The organism is Microcoleus sp. MOSTC5 (assembly GCF_036701825.1).
GTDB classification, from domain to species: domain Bacteria; phylum Cyanobacteriota; class Cyanobacteriia; order Cyanobacteriales; family Microcoleaceae; genus Microcoleus; species Microcoleus asticus.
Window position 1 is genome coordinate 56,972 of record NZ_JAUBRK010000030.1, and the last position, 16,480, is coordinate 73,451.

The 16,480-nt window shown below is 45.3% G+C and carries 14 protein-coding genes; 6 read left to right on the forward strand and 8 right to left on the reverse strand.

Annotation, left to right across the window (positions count from 1 at the left end; all coding sequences use genetic code 11):
* Positions 1–178: 178 nt before the first annotated feature.
* Complete coding sequence (locus QUA54_RS17885; RefSeq protein WP_333415669.1) at positions 179–919, forward strand: HAD family hydrolase; 741 nt, start codon at positions 179–181, stop codon at positions 917–919.
* A 202-nt stretch (positions 920–1,121) separates the two neighbouring features.
* Here the strand turns inward: QUA54_RS17885 and QUA54_RS17890 are convergent, their stop codons facing one another.
* Together QUA54_RS17890 and tsaD are read right to left on the reverse strand one after the other, a co-directional pair.
* Positions 1,122–1,613 carry an N-acetyltransferase family protein gene (locus QUA54_RS17890; protein WP_333415670.1) on the reverse strand — a complete coding sequence of 164 codons (492 nt, stop codon included), beginning with the start codon at positions 1,611–1,613 and terminating at the stop codon, positions 1,122–1,124.
* 46 nt (positions 1,614–1,659) lie between these two features.
* Positions 1,660–2,733, reverse strand: a complete 1,074-nt coding sequence (tsaD, locus tag QUA54_RS17895) for a tRNA (adenosine(37)-N6)-threonylcarbamoyltransferase complex transferase subunit TsaD (protein WP_333415671.1) — start codon at positions 2,731–2,733, stop codon at positions 1,660–1,662.
* 330 nt (positions 2,734–3,063) lie between these two features.
* Between tsaD and QUA54_RS17900 the strand changes: the two genes are divergently transcribed.
* The 4 genes from QUA54_RS17900 to ilvN all read left to right on the forward strand — a co-directional run bounded on the left by QUA54_RS17900 (position 3,064) and on the right by ilvN (position 5,749).
* On the forward strand, positions 3,064–3,552 hold the full coding sequence (locus QUA54_RS17900) for a Photosystem I reaction center subunit III (RefSeq protein ID WP_333130856.1): 489 nt from the start codon (positions 3,064–3,066) through the stop codon (positions 3,550–3,552).
* A 117-nt stretch (positions 3,553–3,669) separates the two neighbouring features.
* A complete protein-coding gene (gene psaJ / locus QUA54_RS17905) occupies positions 3,670–3,798 on the forward strand; it encodes a photosystem I reaction center subunit IX (RefSeq protein WP_172188099.1) in 129 nt (42 codons plus the stop codon).
* 270 nt (positions 3,799–4,068) lie between these two features.
* A complete protein-coding gene (locus tag QUA54_RS17910; protein WP_333415672.1) occupies positions 4,069–4,881 on the forward strand; it encodes a carbon-nitrogen hydrolase family protein in 813 nt (270 codons plus the stop codon).
* Positions 4,882–5,230: 349 nt separating this feature from the next.
* On the forward strand, positions 5,231–5,749 hold the full coding sequence (gene ilvN, locus QUA54_RS17915) for an acetolactate synthase small subunit (RefSeq protein WP_172188093.1): 519 nt from the start codon (positions 5,231–5,233) through the stop codon (positions 5,747–5,749).
* 127 nt (positions 5,750–5,876) lie between these two features.
* On the opposite strand, the gene QUA54_RS17920 is transcribed toward ilvN, so the two are convergent.
* Together QUA54_RS17920 and QUA54_RS17925 are read right to left on the reverse strand one after the other, a co-directional pair.
* Positions 5,877–9,425, reverse strand: a complete 3,549-nt coding sequence (locus QUA54_RS17920) for an EAL domain-containing protein (protein ID WP_333415673.1) — start codon at positions 9,423–9,425, stop codon at positions 5,877–5,879.
* A 156-nt stretch (positions 9,426–9,581) separates the two neighbouring features.
* Positions 9,582–10,931, reverse strand: coding sequence for a transposase (locus QUA54_RS17925; RefSeq protein ID WP_333415674.1), 1,350 nt, complete (start codon positions 10,929–10,931; stop codon positions 9,582–9,584).
* A gap of 1 nt (position 10,932) precedes the next feature.
* Here QUA54_RS17925 and QUA54_RS17930 point away from each other — a divergent pair, with 1 nt between their 5' ends.
* The gene (locus tag QUA54_RS17930) at positions 10,933–11,934 is read left to right on the forward strand and encodes a zinc-dependent alcohol dehydrogenase family protein (protein ID WP_333415691.1); all 1,002 of its coding nucleotides are present in this window, start codon (positions 10,933–10,935) and stop codon (positions 11,932–11,934) included.
* Positions 11,935–12,365: 431 nt separating this feature from the next.
* Here QUA54_RS17930 and argJ read toward each other — a convergent pair whose 3' ends face one another.
* The 4 genes from argJ to QUA54_RS17950 form a co-directional block, all read right to left on the reverse strand.
* Positions 12,366–13,607, reverse strand: coding sequence for a bifunctional ornithine acetyltransferase/N-acetylglutamate synthase (argJ, locus tag QUA54_RS17935; RefSeq protein WP_333415692.1), 1,242 nt, complete (start codon positions 13,605–13,607; stop codon positions 12,366–12,368).
* Positions 13,608–13,933: 326 nt separating this feature from the next.
* Positions 13,934–14,074 carry a hypothetical protein gene (locus tag QUA54_RS17940; protein ID WP_172188083.1) on the reverse strand — a complete coding sequence of 47 codons (141 nt, stop codon included), beginning with the start codon at positions 14,072–14,074 and terminating at the stop codon, positions 13,934–13,936.
* Between the two features lie 61 nt (positions 14,075–14,135).
* Positions 14,136–14,330: a hypothetical protein gene (locus QUA54_RS17945; RefSeq protein ID WP_172188081.1), complete on the reverse strand. Its 195-nt coding sequence runs from the start codon at positions 14,328–14,330 to the stop codon at positions 14,136–14,138.
* Positions 14,331–14,930: 600 nt separating this feature from the next.
* Positions 14,931–16,463, reverse strand: coding sequence for a right-handed parallel beta-helix repeat-containing protein (locus tag QUA54_RS17950; protein WP_333415675.1), 1,533 nt, complete (start codon positions 16,461–16,463; stop codon positions 14,931–14,933).
* Positions 16,464–16,480: the final 17 nt, after the last annotated feature.

Genomic DNA, 16,480 nt, shown 5'->3' on the forward strand with positions numbered 1-16,480 from the left:
CTTTTGTTGGGAGACAACATGGTTGTCTCCTAATTTTAGAGGGACACAACATGGTTGTAGCCTTATCTTATAGAAACACCAAATTGTTTTTATAATTAACAATTCCTAAAAACAATTGCTAAAAAAAACACAACGTGAGAAAATAGAAAAAAATATACAAATTCAGGAGTTATGATTCTTGGTAACTATTAAATGTCGGGGCATTACCTTCTCAAATATCGAAGCCGCAATCTTTGACAAAGACGGCACTCTAGAGGATTCTCAGGAGTTTTTGAGACTGTTGGGGATGAAGCGAGCGCGCCTCGCAGACGCTCAAATTCCGGGCGTTGGAGAGCCTTTACAAATGGCTTTCGGCATCGAAAGCGGCAGCATTGACCCCACGGGCTTGCTAGCAGTGGGCAGCCGCAGGGAAAATGAGATTGTTGCAGCGGGATACATCGCGGAAACCGGCAGGGGATGGCTGGAATCTTTAACTATTGCGCGCCGCGCTTTTGACGAAGCTGACGAAATGTTTAAAAATAGTGCTGTTTCTCCTTTATTTGTCGGCAGTTTGGAAGTGCTGAAATATCTTTCGGAAGCGGGTTTGAAGCTGGGAATTCTTTCGGCTGCTACGACGGAGGTTGTGCAGAAGTTTGTGAAACACCACGAATTAAGCGACTACATTCAGTTAGAAATGGGAGTTGATTCAACCCTTCACAAACCAGACCCAAAATTGTTTTTGCAAGCTTGTGAGAAACTGGGAGTTGAACCCGCAGCAACTTTGATGGTAGGAGATTCAGCGGGCGATATTCAGATGGGTAAAAATGCGGGCGCGGCCGGCTGTATCGGGATTTGTTGGGGAAATGCGCAGGTTCGTCATTTGGAAAAAGCTGATGTGGCGATCGCATCTTTGGATGAAATTACAATTTTAGCAGATTGAGCAAACATCCGAGCCTTGAAAATCTCTCTTGTACCGTAGTCTCGATCCCCCTAAATCCCCCTTAAGAAGGGGGACTTTGAGCGCTTCCTGTCCCCCCCTTCTTAAGGGGGGCTAGGGGGGATCTGGGCCTATATCGTCAAACAGCAGACCGGTACTACATTTAATGCTAAGTTGACACGATGAAGGGCTCTCGCGTAAGTTCCTACAAACAACGCAAACCGAGAATTACGACATCTCTTTCTACGCCGTCAAGTTCGGCAACTTGCGGCAGATATCCCCACCGCTGAAAGCCAAATTTCTCAAACAATCTTAAACTCGGCTGATTGTGAGCAAAAATTATTGCCATGAGAGTTTTAAGCTTCAATTCTGGACTCCGCACAATTGCCGATTGCAATAATTTTTGTCCGATTCCGCAGCGCTGGCGATCGGGTGCGACGTAAATGCTAACTTCTGCTGTATGCTGATAGGCGGCGCGTCCGTAGAAAAGCTGAAAACTCAGCCAGCCAACAATATTTTGTTCTGATTCGATTACCCAAATAGGCAAGGAATTGGGGGAGTGTATTCTGTACCACTGAAGGCGGCTTTCGACTGAGATTGGTTTTAAATCTGCTGTGGCTATTCTACCCGGTATTGCTGCGTTGTATATTTCGACAATTGCTGGCAAATCGCTTTCTTCTGCGTCGCGGATTTTCATCGTTTGCTTGACTGTTGACTGTTGACTAATGACTAATGACTAATAACTAATGACTATTGTACAGTTCCATAATATCGCTGACAGCCATGCGCGAATTTGCTCCCAAAGTCAGCGGCGATGTGTGTCCTCGCTGCAAGTGTTCGGCCGCCGCACAGCCGATCATTGCTGCGTTGTCTGTACAATATTTTAATGGCGGAAACAATACTCGCAAATTGTGTTTGGCTGCTGCTGCTTGTAAGTGTTTTCGCAGTCCGCTGTTTGCTGCAACTCCGCCCCCGACGGCAATGGTGGTAAGCCCGAAATTTAGCGCGCAGTTGATCGCTCTTTTCGTTAAACTCTTAGCTACTGTTTCCTGAAAGCTGGCCGCAATATCATTAATTGTAGAGGCAGGCAAGAAGCCTTCCCCATCCACATTGTTATTTTGTTTTTTGAGTTTCTGCACTAATTGCAAAACCGCTGTTTTCAACCCGCTAAAACTGCTGTCGTAGGGGTGGTAGCCGCCACCAGGCAGCGAAATTCTGCCTTCTGGCAGGGGGTATGCTTGGGGATTGCCAAGGGCGGCTAATTTGTCAATCATTGGCCCGCCCGGATATCCTAGCTGCAACAGTCTCGCGACTTTATCAAAAGCTTCACCGGCGGCGTCGTCGCGCGTGTGTCCTACAGTTTCGTAAACGCCGCAATCTTTGACGTAAATTAAGCTGGTGTGTCCCCCGGAAACTAACAAACACAAAAACGGTGGCTGCAAGTCGGGTTCGGTAAGGTAAGAAGCGTAGATGTGCCCTTCGAGGTGGTGGACACCTAAAAAAGGTTTTTGACGGACTATTGCCAAGCTTTTCGCCGCTGTCAGCCCGACTAACAATGCACCTACTAAACCCGGGGCACAAGTCGCTGCAATGCCGTCAATTTCTGACCAACTCAGATTTGCCTCCGAGAGACACTGGGCAATTACCTGATTTAGCATTTCTAGGTGACTCCGCGAAGCCACTTCCGGCACTACTCCGCCGTACTGCTCGTGGATTTTAATTTGCGATGCTACAACATTGCTGCAAACTTGACGATTCTTAACAATTGCTGCTGCTGTTTCGTCACAACTTGTTTCGATTGCGAAAATGGTTGCCATTAACTGGTAATTTTATTTGATAGGTTAGCTATTGCTAGCTTAACTAATTCGGCGCAAGTCCCCCGCTATACCTGTACTCAGGTTATTGCTGAGGGATATTTGCCCGATCGACAGGTAAGGCCATCATCTGATGCAATGAAGGAATATCCTCGCGGTATTGCTAGCTCAGCACTGACCTATGAAAACGCGAATCCCTCTTTTTATTGGGCTTTGTCGCATCAATGATGGATACTTGAGACTGTCAAGAAACACGGTAATCTGGATTCCAGATCGGCAAGTTGAAATGCTTGTACAAAAACTTATTGTTTTGTAACAAAAGGAAACAATTCCATGCGACGATTGTTTGCTGCAATTTTAGTGTTGAGTGTCTGGATCAGTTTTGCTCCAGTTGCTTCGGCTTACAATTTAGTGCCGTGCAAGGACTCTCCCGAATTCAAGGAACTGGCTAAAAATGCACGTTCTACTAATGGCGACCCGGCATCTGCGAAAGCGCGGTTCGAGCGCTATTCTCAAGCTATGTGCGGCCCCGAAGGATACCCGCACTTAATCGTAGACGGCAACTTGAGCAAAGCAGGAGACTTTTTGATTCCTAGCATACTGTTCTTGTATATCGCAGGTTGGATTGGTTGGGTGGGCCGTTCTTATCTGCAAGTTACCAAAAAATCAGCAACCCCAGAGGAAAAAGAGATTATTATCGACGTTCCTTTGGCAATCAAATGTATGCTGAGCGGCGTTTTATGGCCTCTGGCAGCTCTGACATCAATCACCAGCGGTGAAATGTTTGCAAAGGACGACGAAATTACTGTTTCCCCCCGCTAAAATTGGGAAATGGAGAAGAGCTAATAGCTAACAGTTAATCAATTAACTGAGAATTAGCAATTAGCCCTAGATCGATCGGCAATTACCAACTGTCTCAAATTTTTAGGAGCAGAATTCATGCAATACTTTGTCAAGTTTCTTTCGACCGCACCAGTCTTGGCTATCCTTTGGATATCTATTCAAGCTGCGGGTTTAATTGAATTTAACCGCTTTTTCCCAGACCTGCTTTTCCATCCGATGCCTTAAGATTTGAGGGAAATTAGGTTGCAAAACCTAGGAGAGAAAAGTTGAGAGTTTTGACTTTTGAGTGATGAGTTACAGGTTAATTTAGCGCTAAAAGATCAAAACTCTCAAACCGTACCAGTAGGTTGGTACAAGACGAGCACATAAATGGCGAAAAGCCAAGCATCTAAACTATTTAGTTATCAAATTAGTTGCTAATGACTAATGGCTAATGACTGTTGACTGATGACTAATGACTAATGACTAATGACTAATGACTAATATTGTGAATCGATGAAGTCTTATCTCGCCGCAGCAATTCAAATGACTAGCTTGCCTGACCTGCAAAAAAATTTGGTTCAGGCAGAGGAATTAATCGACCTGGCAGTGCGTCAAGGTGCAGAGTTAGTTTCCTTACCAGAAAATTTCTCGTTTATCGGAGAAGAGGAGGAAAAGATTGCTTCAGCAGAGGCGATCGGGCTCCAAAGCGAAAAATTCCTCAAAACGATGGCCCAGCGGTTCCAGGTAATGATTCTGGGCGGCGGATTTCCCGTGCCGACGGAGGGGGGGAAGGTATACAATACCTCTTTGCTGGTAGACCAAAACGGCACTGAAGTTGCAAGGTACAGAAAAGTACATTTGTTCGATGTGAATGTGCCAGACGGCATTACTTACAGGGAATCGAACACTGTGAAAGCTGGTGAAGATTTGCCACCGGTTTATGCGTCGCCGGAGTTGGGGACGCTGGGACTTTCGGTGTGCTATGACGTGCGGTTCCCGGAAGTGTACAGGCATTTGTCGTACAAGGGGGCTGATGTTTTGTTCGTGCCGGCGGCGTTTACGGCTTACACTGGCAAGGATCACTGGAAGGTTTTGCTGCAAGCTAGGGCGATCGAGAATACTTGTTATACGATCGCCCCCGCACAAACTGGCCGCCACTACGGTCGCCGTCAAACTCACGGTCACGCGATGATTATCGACCCTTGGGGTGTGGTTTTGGCTGATGCTGGAGAGGAACCGGGTGTGGCGATCGCAGAAATTAATCCCGATCGACTAGAACAAGTCCGCCGCCAGATGCCGTCGCTGCAACACCGGGTTTTTATGTGAAGGAATTTTGAGACCAATTGGTCTCAAAATTTCAGTCCCGTCAGCCACAAGACCTGAAAACTTTTTATTCTCTAAAGTAATTTTGTACGTCGGTACACAAAAAAACTTAGATCGCGTGCGTGCGATCGACCACAAGAAGCCAGTGGGGGCGGATTTACGCCGATCTGTGACTGATATTGTCGATCGGGCGTGACTCTGGCCCCGACAGCTTAATATATTGTTTTTTCCCGGAGATGAACGGCCAATAACTCGCGATAAAATGTCTAAGGCAGGTTCAATGGGCGTGCACTTCTGCTAAAAGGCGAATTGGCGAAAGTAGAATTGCACGAAATGCGTCTTTTTTGGAGAAATGAAACACACTCTTTCGGTTTTAGTTGAAGATGAAGCGGGTGTCCTCACTCGAATTGCTGGTTTGTTTGCCCGTCGGGGTTTTAATATTGAAAGTCTCGCCGTTGGCCCGGCGGAGCAAGTGGGAATATCTCGGATTACGATGGTTGTACCCGGAGATGACCAGGTTATCGAGCAGTTGACCAAGCAACTGTACAAGTTGATTAACGTACTAAAAGTTCAGGATATAACGGAAATTCCCTGTGTGGAACGGGAGTTGATGTTGCTGAAAGTTAATGCTGCTAGCGGGACGCGATCGGAGGTAATTGAGTTAGCTCAGATTTTTAGAGCGCGAGTGGTGGATATTGGTGATGATACGCTGACATTAGAAGTTGTCGGAGATCCGGGTAAAATGGTGGCGATCGTCCAGGTTCTGAATAGATTTGGGATTAAGGAAATTGCTCGGACTGGGAAAATTGCCCTAACGAGAGAGTCGGGGGTAAATACTGAGTTTCTCAAGTCTTTGGAAGCGAAAGTTTAAGGAAGAAGGAAGAAGGAAGAAGGAAGAAGGAAGAAGGTTTTAAATTCCAATTGCTAATTTCCAATTTCCAATTCCCGCTCCCCGATTCCGAATTAGCAATTGCCAATGACTAATGACTCCTGACTAATTACCATTTGGGTTGACTTTCTATCAAAAGTGTGGCTGCGATGCTGTCTATCGGCTTTGAGAAAAAGTATCCTTGTCCGTATTCGCATTGCAGCGCTCTGAGTAAATTAAGCTGTTCGCTGGTTTCGATTCCTTCAGCAATTACATCCATGCCTAAATGACTGGCTAAAATTAAAATTGTCTGTACAATGGCTTCGTTTCCTTCATCTTCAGTCATGCGGCTGACAAAAGCTCGATCGATTTTTAAAGCGTCAGTTGGAAAAGTGTGCAGGCGGCTCAAAGAAGAATAGCCAGTGCCGAAATCGTCAATATATAATTGAATTTCTAATTTTTTCAATTCTGCGAGGATAGCGACTGCTGATTCGGCATTCTCCATGATGACGCCTTCAGTAATTTCTAACTTTAAAGTGCGGGGGTCAAGCTGAGTTTCTTGTAAAATTTCGCGTATGCGATCGATTAAATCCGGTTGTTTAAATTGTTGATTAGAAAGGTTGACGCTGACAGTCAACGGCGGGTTTTCTGGGAATTGTTGGTGCCACTGGTGGGTCTGACTGCAAGCCGATCGCATCATCCACCAACCAATAGGTACAATCAATCTAGTTTCTTCTGCTACTAAAATAAACTCGCCGGGACAGACTAAACCTCGCTGCGGGTGATACCACCGCAGCAGCGCTTCAAAACCCCTGATTGTACCGCTAGTTAGAGAGACGATCGGCTGATAGTAAAGCTGGAATTCCTGGGATTCTAAAGCGCGCCGCAGGTCGTTTTCCAGTTGCAAAAGGGCGACGGCGCGAGTGTGCATACTTAAGTCAAAAACTTCGTGACGAGCTTTGCCCAATCCCTTAGCATGATACATGGCAGCATCTGCATCTCGGAGCAGTTCTTCAGGTCGATCGTACAATGTTCGGAACGGGACATTGGGAACAGGAGAGTCGGAAGCTAAGCAAGACAAAGAAGTTTCCCGCTCGATATTTCCCAGATTCCCGGCGATCGACAGTTTGCTGGTTTCCCTTGGATACGGAGGAGGAAAACCAGAACAAACAATCCCAATGCTAGCACTGGTAAAAACTTGATACTCATTAAGGTAAAAAGGCTCTGCCAGTTCCGCTTGGACTCGTTGGGCAATCAGGATCGGATCTTCGGCGCTATTAATATTTTCCAGCAAAATAGCGAATTCGTCGCCGCCGAGACGGGCAACGGTATCTCCAGTGCGCAAACAGATTCCCAGACGCTGCGCGATCGCGATCAGCAACCGATCGCCCACTAAATGCCCCAAACTGTCGTTAACAACCTTAAAGCGATCGAGATCGATAAACAGCACCGCAAACACAACCTCGGGGCGGCGTTTTGAAAGCTCGATCGCGTGTCCCAAGCGATCCATAAATAAAGCTCGGTTGGGCAAACCGGTTAGCATATCGTGCAAAGCATCGTGTACTAACTTCTCTTCTGCTATTTTGCGGACGGTGATATCTTCGACAGTCCCTTCGTAGTAAAGCAATTTGTCGCCAGCGCCCCGAACAGCCCGGCCGTTCTCGGAAACCCAGATAGTGGTGCCGTCAGCGCGGTAAACTTGGGACTCGAATTCTGACACAAAACCGTGTTTTTCGATCTCGTGCAAAAACTCGACGCGGCGCTCGGGATCGAGGTAGAGTTGGCGATCGATGTTGCGTATGTTTGCCATCAATTCGGCGGGCGATTCGTAGCCATAAATTCTCGCCAAAGCAGGGTTAGCACTGAGGTAGCGCCCGTCGGGCGTTGCCTGGAAAATGCCTTCGATCGCATTTTCAAAGATGCTGCGGTATTTCTCTTCGGCCTGTTGCAGCGCGAATTCTGCCTGCTTGCGATCGCTGATATCGGTCAAGGTGCCGAGATAGCCCAGAACTTCCCCGCTTTTGGCAATTTCTGGCACTGCTTGCCAAAATACCCAGGTTGTGAAGTCGCCGTTGCAAAAGCGGTACTCTAATTTACAAGGCAACTTCTCTTTGACAGCGCCATACCAAACGCTCAAAACGCGATCGCGGTCTTCGGGATGCAAACTTTGCGTCCAACCTTCGCCTATTGCCTGTGGTGCTGTCAGCCCCGCCATCTCCAAAAATCGCTGGTTGACGTACAAGCAATCTCCACCAGCGTCGGCGCGGAAAATCCCGACCGGCAGGATTTTTGCCAAAGTGTAATAGCGGTATTCGCTTTCTAGCAGCGCGCTGGCAGCTACTTTCGTCTCTGTGATGTCAAACATTGCACCTTGAAGAATGACGGACTTGCTTGCTTCATCGCGAACTGCAGTCGCTCGATCGCGGAACCAGACGACTCGGCCGTTGCGGGCGATCGCGCGGTATTCTGAAACGAGCGGCCCGTCCCAAAATATCTCTTCTCCACTGGTAAATTTCTGTGTGGCGTTTTCAACTAACACGCGATCGCGGTCTTCTGGGTGAACGAGTTTCAGCCACAGGTCGGGGTCGGCCCTCCATTCAGCTACAGAATAACCCAGAAAAGTCTCGATTTGCGGGCTGATATAAAGTTTGGCAGCGGTGCGGTTGAGGGGAGAAATGTAGGTGACAGCCGGCATTTGTTCTACAAGAGCGCAGTATTTTGCTTCTACAGTGGACAGTGCTGCTTCTAGGCGCTGGCGCTCTAATTCGGCGGCGGCCCGTCCGGCAAAAATGCTGAGGATTAGTCGGAAGTTGGCAAGATGTGCTTCCGGGAGGGGTCGATCGTGGAAAATACAAATAATGCCTAAAGGTTCGCCGTAAGAGTTTTTCAGCAAGACTCCCAGGAAACTGCGCGCACCTGTAACTAGCAATCTGCGGTCTTCTGGAAAGGTTTCCAGGAGGCAGTCAGGACAGGAGTACATTCCCCGCTCGATCACCAGCGCTTCGGGAGTATTGGCGGTGTCGCACTCAAAGTTTGGCGGCCACAGTCCGTCGCTCCAAAAACTGATAACTTGCAATCTATCGGGAGCAGCATCGGCGCGTTCCTTCGACTTAATCAATTTGGCTGCGACGGCGGTGCAAACTCCGAGTGCTGAGGCTAAGTGGCGAACTAAGGCATCAAAGAATTCTGCTCCCGCCGGCGAATCAGTACCTGCTAGAATCTCGCCCAGCAAATCTTCCTCTAATTGCGCGGAAGCAGTTAGTTTGGGAGGATTATCGGCCTTCGGGCGATCGCGATTTTCCCCCATCGAACCCGAAATGCTCACACTTAGGGTTTGGATGCTTCCAGGCCCGACAAGAGGCGAAGAATTCACAGTTGGGCGCTGCTTCTGGCGCAAGAATAGAGCGCCGCCTGTACTTAAAACTTTACCCAATAATCTCTCAGTTGGCGGCAACAGATTTGAGTTGGAGATAATCCCACAGTTTTTCCAAATTTTCAATCCCCCAGATTTATCTGCGGGGTTTAATTCTGCCAACGGCCGTTTCTCTTCTGCCAAAGGGAGACTGGGGGGTCTTCGCTGCCACTTGAGATAAATCGCGGACGCCAAGGCTAAAGTCACCGATAATCCCAGAAGGTATGCCAGAATCTCAAAGTAAAAAAATACATCTAGATCGAACATCGATTAGCACCGCTCAACAATTGTTGTAGTTATCTAAAGCCAATCTATTAAAAAATCACTAAGTATCGTCACGGATGGGTAACGAATACAAGGTAGGATCGCAGTGAAAGCGACAACAGAGTTAACAGTTCACAAAAAACCGGGCAATACTTGACATTACCGAACTTTTTGTGGTTCTTTTCGTACAGGATCAACCCGTACAGGTGAAACTGCAAACACCTCTATACGGTTTCTACACTCCTCAAAGGGTGAGTTTCCGTTTATTTTTTTAATCATATTTAATAATGCTGCATTCACATTAGAATTAATCAGGGTTTGATTCCAAGACCGAAACAACCCACGTTTAACTCTCTTACGCTGGTAAGACTCTTGCTTACCGACAGGCTCTAAATCCCAAAAGCTGCACTTACTTGTATAAGATTCTTCTGTAACTGTTACCTCGATACCCACTAACTCAGCTTTGTAAGCAATCATTTCTCTGAGCTTGGCATAAGAAATTACTACAAAAGTCTGATAAGTTTTTTGGGCTAAGGCTAAATTTTGTTTCCACGCCACATTTTTGCCAATAACTAACTGCCCGATTTTCTCATCCACCAACCCCTTGACAATCAAGCTGCTGGTTTTATGAAGGTAGTTTTTTACTCGCTTGTTTCGCTTAAAGGTGATTTGCTGGATTTGGCGCGCGGTATATTTCCCTTGCTCAAGTTTTGATTGTAAAAATGCTCGGCGCTTATTGAAACATTGATTGATTAATTGGAAATCTTTTCCATCATAGAGAGTTGGAGTAAAGGTTAGCTGATTCGATGTCAAAGCGACGAGGTTATCAATCTCTAAATCTATACCTGCTATGAGTTGGGGATTTAAATCCACCAACGTTACAGGCTTTTCATAAACAACCTCAACAACGTAGCTCGCTGTTGCAGGAACTATCCTTACCTCTATGAGATCTTGGGCTTTTGTAACAATTATTATGTCACCTTGAGATAAATCAAGTAGCCCATTATTTTTATTTTCACCCCTTTCTCCTATCAATTGGTTCTCATAATAAATTGACAAATTACGTCCACAGGTTTGAGGTTGGTATTTTTGGATGTTAGGGGGAGATAAAAATTGATGGATATCTCGGCAATAAGCCATTATTGACTTTTGCCAAGCATCCCCATCGTGAAAAACTTGTTTGAGAACTTGATAGCTAATTTGATCGGGTAAAGATTTATAGTCGGCTGTTGGTTTTAGGATGGCATATAAATGTTTGAGACTCCTGGCAGCTCGAACTTGATACCCCGACTTAAAAAAGTGTTTCCTCATGTAGTAGTTACCATGATTGTAGAGATTTATGGACAGAAACGATAAGTTATCAAACTGTTTAAAAAACTGATGCTGCCGATCTATGTAATGCTTTTCAACGACAATCATAATTTTTTTTAAAAAACGAATTTTTTTTATTGCTTTGCTAAGCAATGTACAATAAAGTTCAATGATTATCTGATATAGTGTAACACCCATGATGAAAGCAATCGTTTTTGAAACCCCCGGAAGCCCGTCAGTATTGCAACTGCAAGATATCCCCGCCCCTACTATACAAACAGAAACTGATGTTTTGGTGCGGTTGCGAGCGGCGGGTATAAATCCGATAGATACTAAGTTACGGGCGCGCGGCACTTTTTACCCCGAGAAAACTCCTCACGTTTTGGGGTGCGACGGTGCTGGAGTCGTAGAGGCTGTAGGTGTTGGTGTGCAAAGTTTCCAAGTGGGAGACGAGGTTTTTTTCTGCAACGGCGGTTTGGGCGGGTCGAGGGGTACTTATGCTGAGTTTGCCGTTGTAGACCAACGCTTTCTCGCCCTCAAGCCTGCTGCTTTAAGTTTTGCTGAGGCGGCGGCGGCACCGTTAGTTTTAATTACAGCATGGGAATCGCTGTACGATCGAGGACGCTTGCAAGCCGGGCAAAAAGTGCTGATTCAAGCTGGTGCCGGCGGTGTCGGTCACGTCGCGGTACAGTTGGCTAAGTTGCAGGGTGCTGAGGTTTGCACTACAGTTAGTTCTGAGGAAAAAGCCAATTTTGTCAAGCAGTTAGGTGCAGATTTAGTAATTTTATACAAAAATACTGATGTTGTCGATGAAGTTTTGACTTGGACTCAAGGACAAGGAGTTGACTTGGCTTTCGATACAGTTGGGGGAGAAACTTTTTATCAAACTATTCCGGCTGTGAAGATTTATGGAGATTTGGTAACAATTTTGGAACCCGATCCAGCTTTGGGCAATTTGACCACAGCGAGAATGCGAAATCTGCGAATTAGTCTGGAATTAATGTTAACACCGATGCTGCAAAGTTTGGTGGAGGAACAGGAACAACAGGCTCATATTTTGCAGAAGTGTGCTCGTTTGTGCGATCGCAATTTGCTCAAAATTCACGTCAGCCAAACTTTCCCTCTCGAAGCAGCCCGAGCCGCTCACGAACTATTAGAAACAGGCTCAGTAACCGGTAAAATAGTTTTGCTAATTTCCTAAATTTCCTACCCCATTTGGTAGCTTCGGTATAGTGTCCTGTCATGGACGTAGAAACCGGGTTAAGGCCATTTTTCCTGGTTTAAAAACCCGGTTTATTGAGTTTTTGCGCGTAAGTTGCTTTTAACGCCAACTCGCAATTGCTTTTGGAAACGCCACCAGAAATTGAAAAGTTTTTTTTGACGAATAAGAAGGAGGATGAAAACTTGAATAAGTTGGCGTTCGTTTTTTTTGTCTCGTGTTTAAAAAACGTTGGTTTGGCGATTGGGATTGCGCCTACAAAAACAAAACCCGCTATCGTCGGGTTTTGTTTTTGTGCCCGTAAAATTCGCGGTTTCTAGCCTCCCGGACTTCAACCCGCGTTCTAAATTTACTCAACCCGCTATCGTCGGGTTTTGTTTTTGTAAGCGCGGTTTCTAACCGCCCGAACTTATTTAAGTTGTATACTCCGCATTAATCTTCACATAGTCGTAACTCAAATCGCATCCCCAAGCTTTCGCAAAACCGCTGCCATTCCCGACACTAACCTGAATTAAAACCGTATCAGCTTTCAAATATTCCCCCTCCGCAGCCGCTTTCATGTAATTACTCGCAGCAGCGCGATCGAACTCTTTCGGTTGCCCGTTTTCCAGCATCAAAAAATCCCCTAATTCAATCCGCAAATTCTCTTGATCGAAAGGTACACCAGCGCGCCCAGCCGCCGCCGCAATTCTCCCCCAATTCGGATCGCGTCCGAAAATAGCAGCTTTCACCAAAGAAGAACCGACAATTGTTTTGGCAATTTTACTCGCAGAAACTTCATCCAGCGCGCCGCTAACTTGCACTTCCACCAAACAAGTTGCACCTTCGCCGTCACGGGCGATCGCCTTTGCTAAATGTACGCAAACTTCTGTCAGCATCGCCTCTAATTTTTCAGCATCCGCCCCCATTTCCGTAATTGCCGGTGTGCGGGATTGACCATTCGCCAAAGCAATTAGCGAATCGTTGGTACTGGTATCTCCGTCAACAGTAATTTGATTGAAACTTCTGTTAGCCGCCCGACTCAGCATTTCTTGCCACAAATGCGACGACACTGCTGCATCGCAAGTTACAAATGCTAGCATTGTTGCCATATTCGGGTGAATCATTCCCGAACCTTTGCAAATGCCGCCGATGCGGACGGGTCGATCGCCAAACATAGTTTCCAGGGCGATCGTTTTCGGCACTAAATCAGTCGTACAAATAGCCTTAGCAGCCGCATCGGAACCAGTTTCCGATGCCTCAGCAACTAATCGCGGAATTCCAGCCCTCAGCGGGTCCATTTTGATCCGCTGTCCGATGACGCCTGTGGAGGCCAAAAGAATTGATTCTGGAGGAATATTCAGCGCTTCTCCCAACAATTTGGCACTTTCGAGGGCATCGGCCAAACCTTGTTCGCCAGTAGCAGCATTAGCTTGTCCCGCATTGCACAAAATTGCTTTCGCGCTTGGTTTCGCTTGCAAACGCTGGCGGCAGTAGTCTACGCAAGCGGCCCGGACAGTGGATGTAGTAAAGACTCCTGCGGCGATCGCGTCCACCTCTGACAAAATTAAACTTAAATCCGGCAAGCCTGAAGGCTTCAAACCCGCTGTAATTCCAGATGCTCGATACCCTCTGGGTGCTGTAACTCCGCCGTCAATTTCTTTCCAGTCCGACATCATGACCTCCCTAGTAGCCTTCAATCTGCTGAAAGGGGATTATACCATTTTAGATTTTAGATTTTAGATTTTAGATTTTAGACTTCGGCGTGAGCGCTCAGTCGAACGATTTTAGATTTTAGATTTTAGATTTTAGATTTTAGATTCTTTTGAACCCAATTTCTCATTCCAATTCCCAATTCCCAATTCCCCATAAAACTAATCGCGGCTTCCAATCTAGAGTTAGAACTCAAGAAGAAGTCGCGATGGTTTTGTAATTGACATTATTAATTTTTAGCTGGCAAACAACAAACTCGATTCAACTATCTCGCCGTTGAAAAAAGGAGTTATTTGCGATCGATACTCGCTGGAGAGCCAGCATCTAAACCAACTTCAGCAGCCACACGGCTCAGCATGGATTCCTGACGGTTTTTGACGACGTGTTGATGGCGCATCATCAGGGTGCGGGCTTGTTCTTGAGTTGACATAACTAATTTCTCCAAATTATAGGTAATAACTTCGTAGACAATAGTCGAAATTGAGCTTGCCCTAGCTCATAGTGGCGTTGCTGCGATCGTAACTGGCTTGAAAGCTGGGCTGCGGTTTGCCTTGAATGTGACCCCAGTAGTGCGAATCTTCCATCCCGACTTCGGTGGCGGTGCGGTTGAGCATGGATTGCTGCCGGTTCTTCACCAGTTGGTGGTGGCGCATCATCAGAGAGCGAGCTTGATTTTCGGTAGACATATGCGGTTCCTCCGTATTCTTTAGATTAATGTTGGGCTGTTTTTTCTTCTCTTCTATCACTATAACAGACAATTCTGTATCTAAAGCTACCAAATCAAAATTGTCATAAAACTTTACAATTGGGCTATTGGGCGAGATGGTCGATCGAGGGTGCAGGGAGTGCGATCGGGCTTGGGCTAGTGGATTCAGGCCCAACCTCAAGCAGCAGTTGGCAAAATTTGACAATATTGATCTTCTAAGAGCTACATTTGAGCGACTACGTAATTGCCAAGGGCAAAAATAACTTTATAGTTTGGTTCAAAGTTATGGATGCAGAATTTGGCCTCTCAAGGGAGTCGAAGTTGCCTTAGTTAACAGTAAATTTAATACGTAGCTAAGTAGGTAGGCGCTGTAAAACCCAATTATGTTAAGGATTGTAAAGTATCCTTAGCCCTAAGCGTGGCTAAGTTAGCCCTGTTTACATATTGTTACATAGCTCGGTTTAATCCCGGTTACCTACTTAAATCATTATTATTGAGTTGTGTAATTAATTTTGTTTAGGTACTTAATACAACTATTAACAATTAATTATTACAGACACAACTTATTTTAATGAAGGGTTTATTGGGGTAAATCAGGAAATTGAGGTGGGAACTTACCCTGCCACCAAAAAAGGGGTTTTTCTCCATTGGGAAAAGCTCCAACTCTCATCTGAGATGTTTTAGAATCAGCAGTTAATGGGGTTGGGTTACTGACCGGAGATTTTAAGTAAAAATTTCCTTCTTCAGGATTAACAAATTGAGGTTCTTCTGTGACCGCAGCAGTTCCATTCGTTCCATAGATATTCGCATAGTTATCAGGAAGCCATCCAGCATAAATCGGACTGGTGGTGTTATTTTCTCCAAAGATTAAGTTCTGGCTAATCTCAATATCTTTTTGACGCAAAATCTTTTCGATGTCAGAGTTAGCCGCCAAATAGCGCTCGCTATAACCGATTTGAAATCCCCTATTATTGCTAAAAATATTATTCTTGATTTCAACATTTTGAAGATTATCAGAAAATAAATATAACCCTCCAGTAATCCAAAAAAAGCTTTCTCCTGGGTTCGGTTTACCATAACCATTATGATGAACCGTATTATTATAAATTTTAATATTATGCCGTAACCCATCATTTCCCCATCGGGCAAAGAGAATTCCGGTTCCCCAGTTATCATAAATTAAGTTATGGTGAAATCGAATATTTTTTGCTTCTGAACCTCCTTCTACTGCTAAAGCAAATCCTGCCCCATTACAATCATGAACAACATTATTAAAGACCTCAACATCTTCTAAGACTCCCACCCAACTATCCACATATAATCCTTGTCGTGCCATGTGGTGAATATAGTTATGATGGACGGTTCCATATTTACTCTTTTCTTTAACATCAATTCCTTCTTTTTTCCCATCCTTAACTAAGTTATAAGCAACTTCAAAATTTTCAACCCCACCGATTGAAATTGCTTCATGGGGAGCTTCTGAAAAATCATTTAAAAAGTCAGCCATCTTCAGGTCGTTTGCATTAATAACCGTATTTCCCATTACTTTATAGTGATCGCCCCCCCAAACACCAATACCTGGAGAAAACGTATTTTCTGTTTTATTATTATAAAGGTTAATAAAATGGCTATTTCTAACTGTAATTCCAGAATTATGAGAATTAATAACTTCTAAATCTTCAACTTGAATATAATTAACATTTTGTAACAAAAATGCACCTTGATCGTGAGGATAATGGGATTTCTTACCAGAGGGAGGCTCTACTTTAACTGCATCCGCATCAATAATAACCCGTTCTTCAGGATAGGCTCTATAAGTAATCCAAGCCTTTTCTGTCCCTGAATTTTTAGCTTGAATTTGTTCGGTGAGGCGATAGGTTCCCTCCCGAATATAAACTGTTTCACCCGCTTTTAAGACCCACGCTGCGTGATTAATTGTTGACCAAGGATGCTCAATTGAACCGTTATTTGTATCACTGCCATTTGGTGAAACATAAAAACCATGAGGAGGGATTTGTGATAAACTTCGCGATGTGCAGCACACGCCACTAATCGCCAATAGAAATCCTGCTAATACTAACGTGATGAACCTATGAACGGTTTTTCTCATCATGAAGTTTTTTTAGGTAG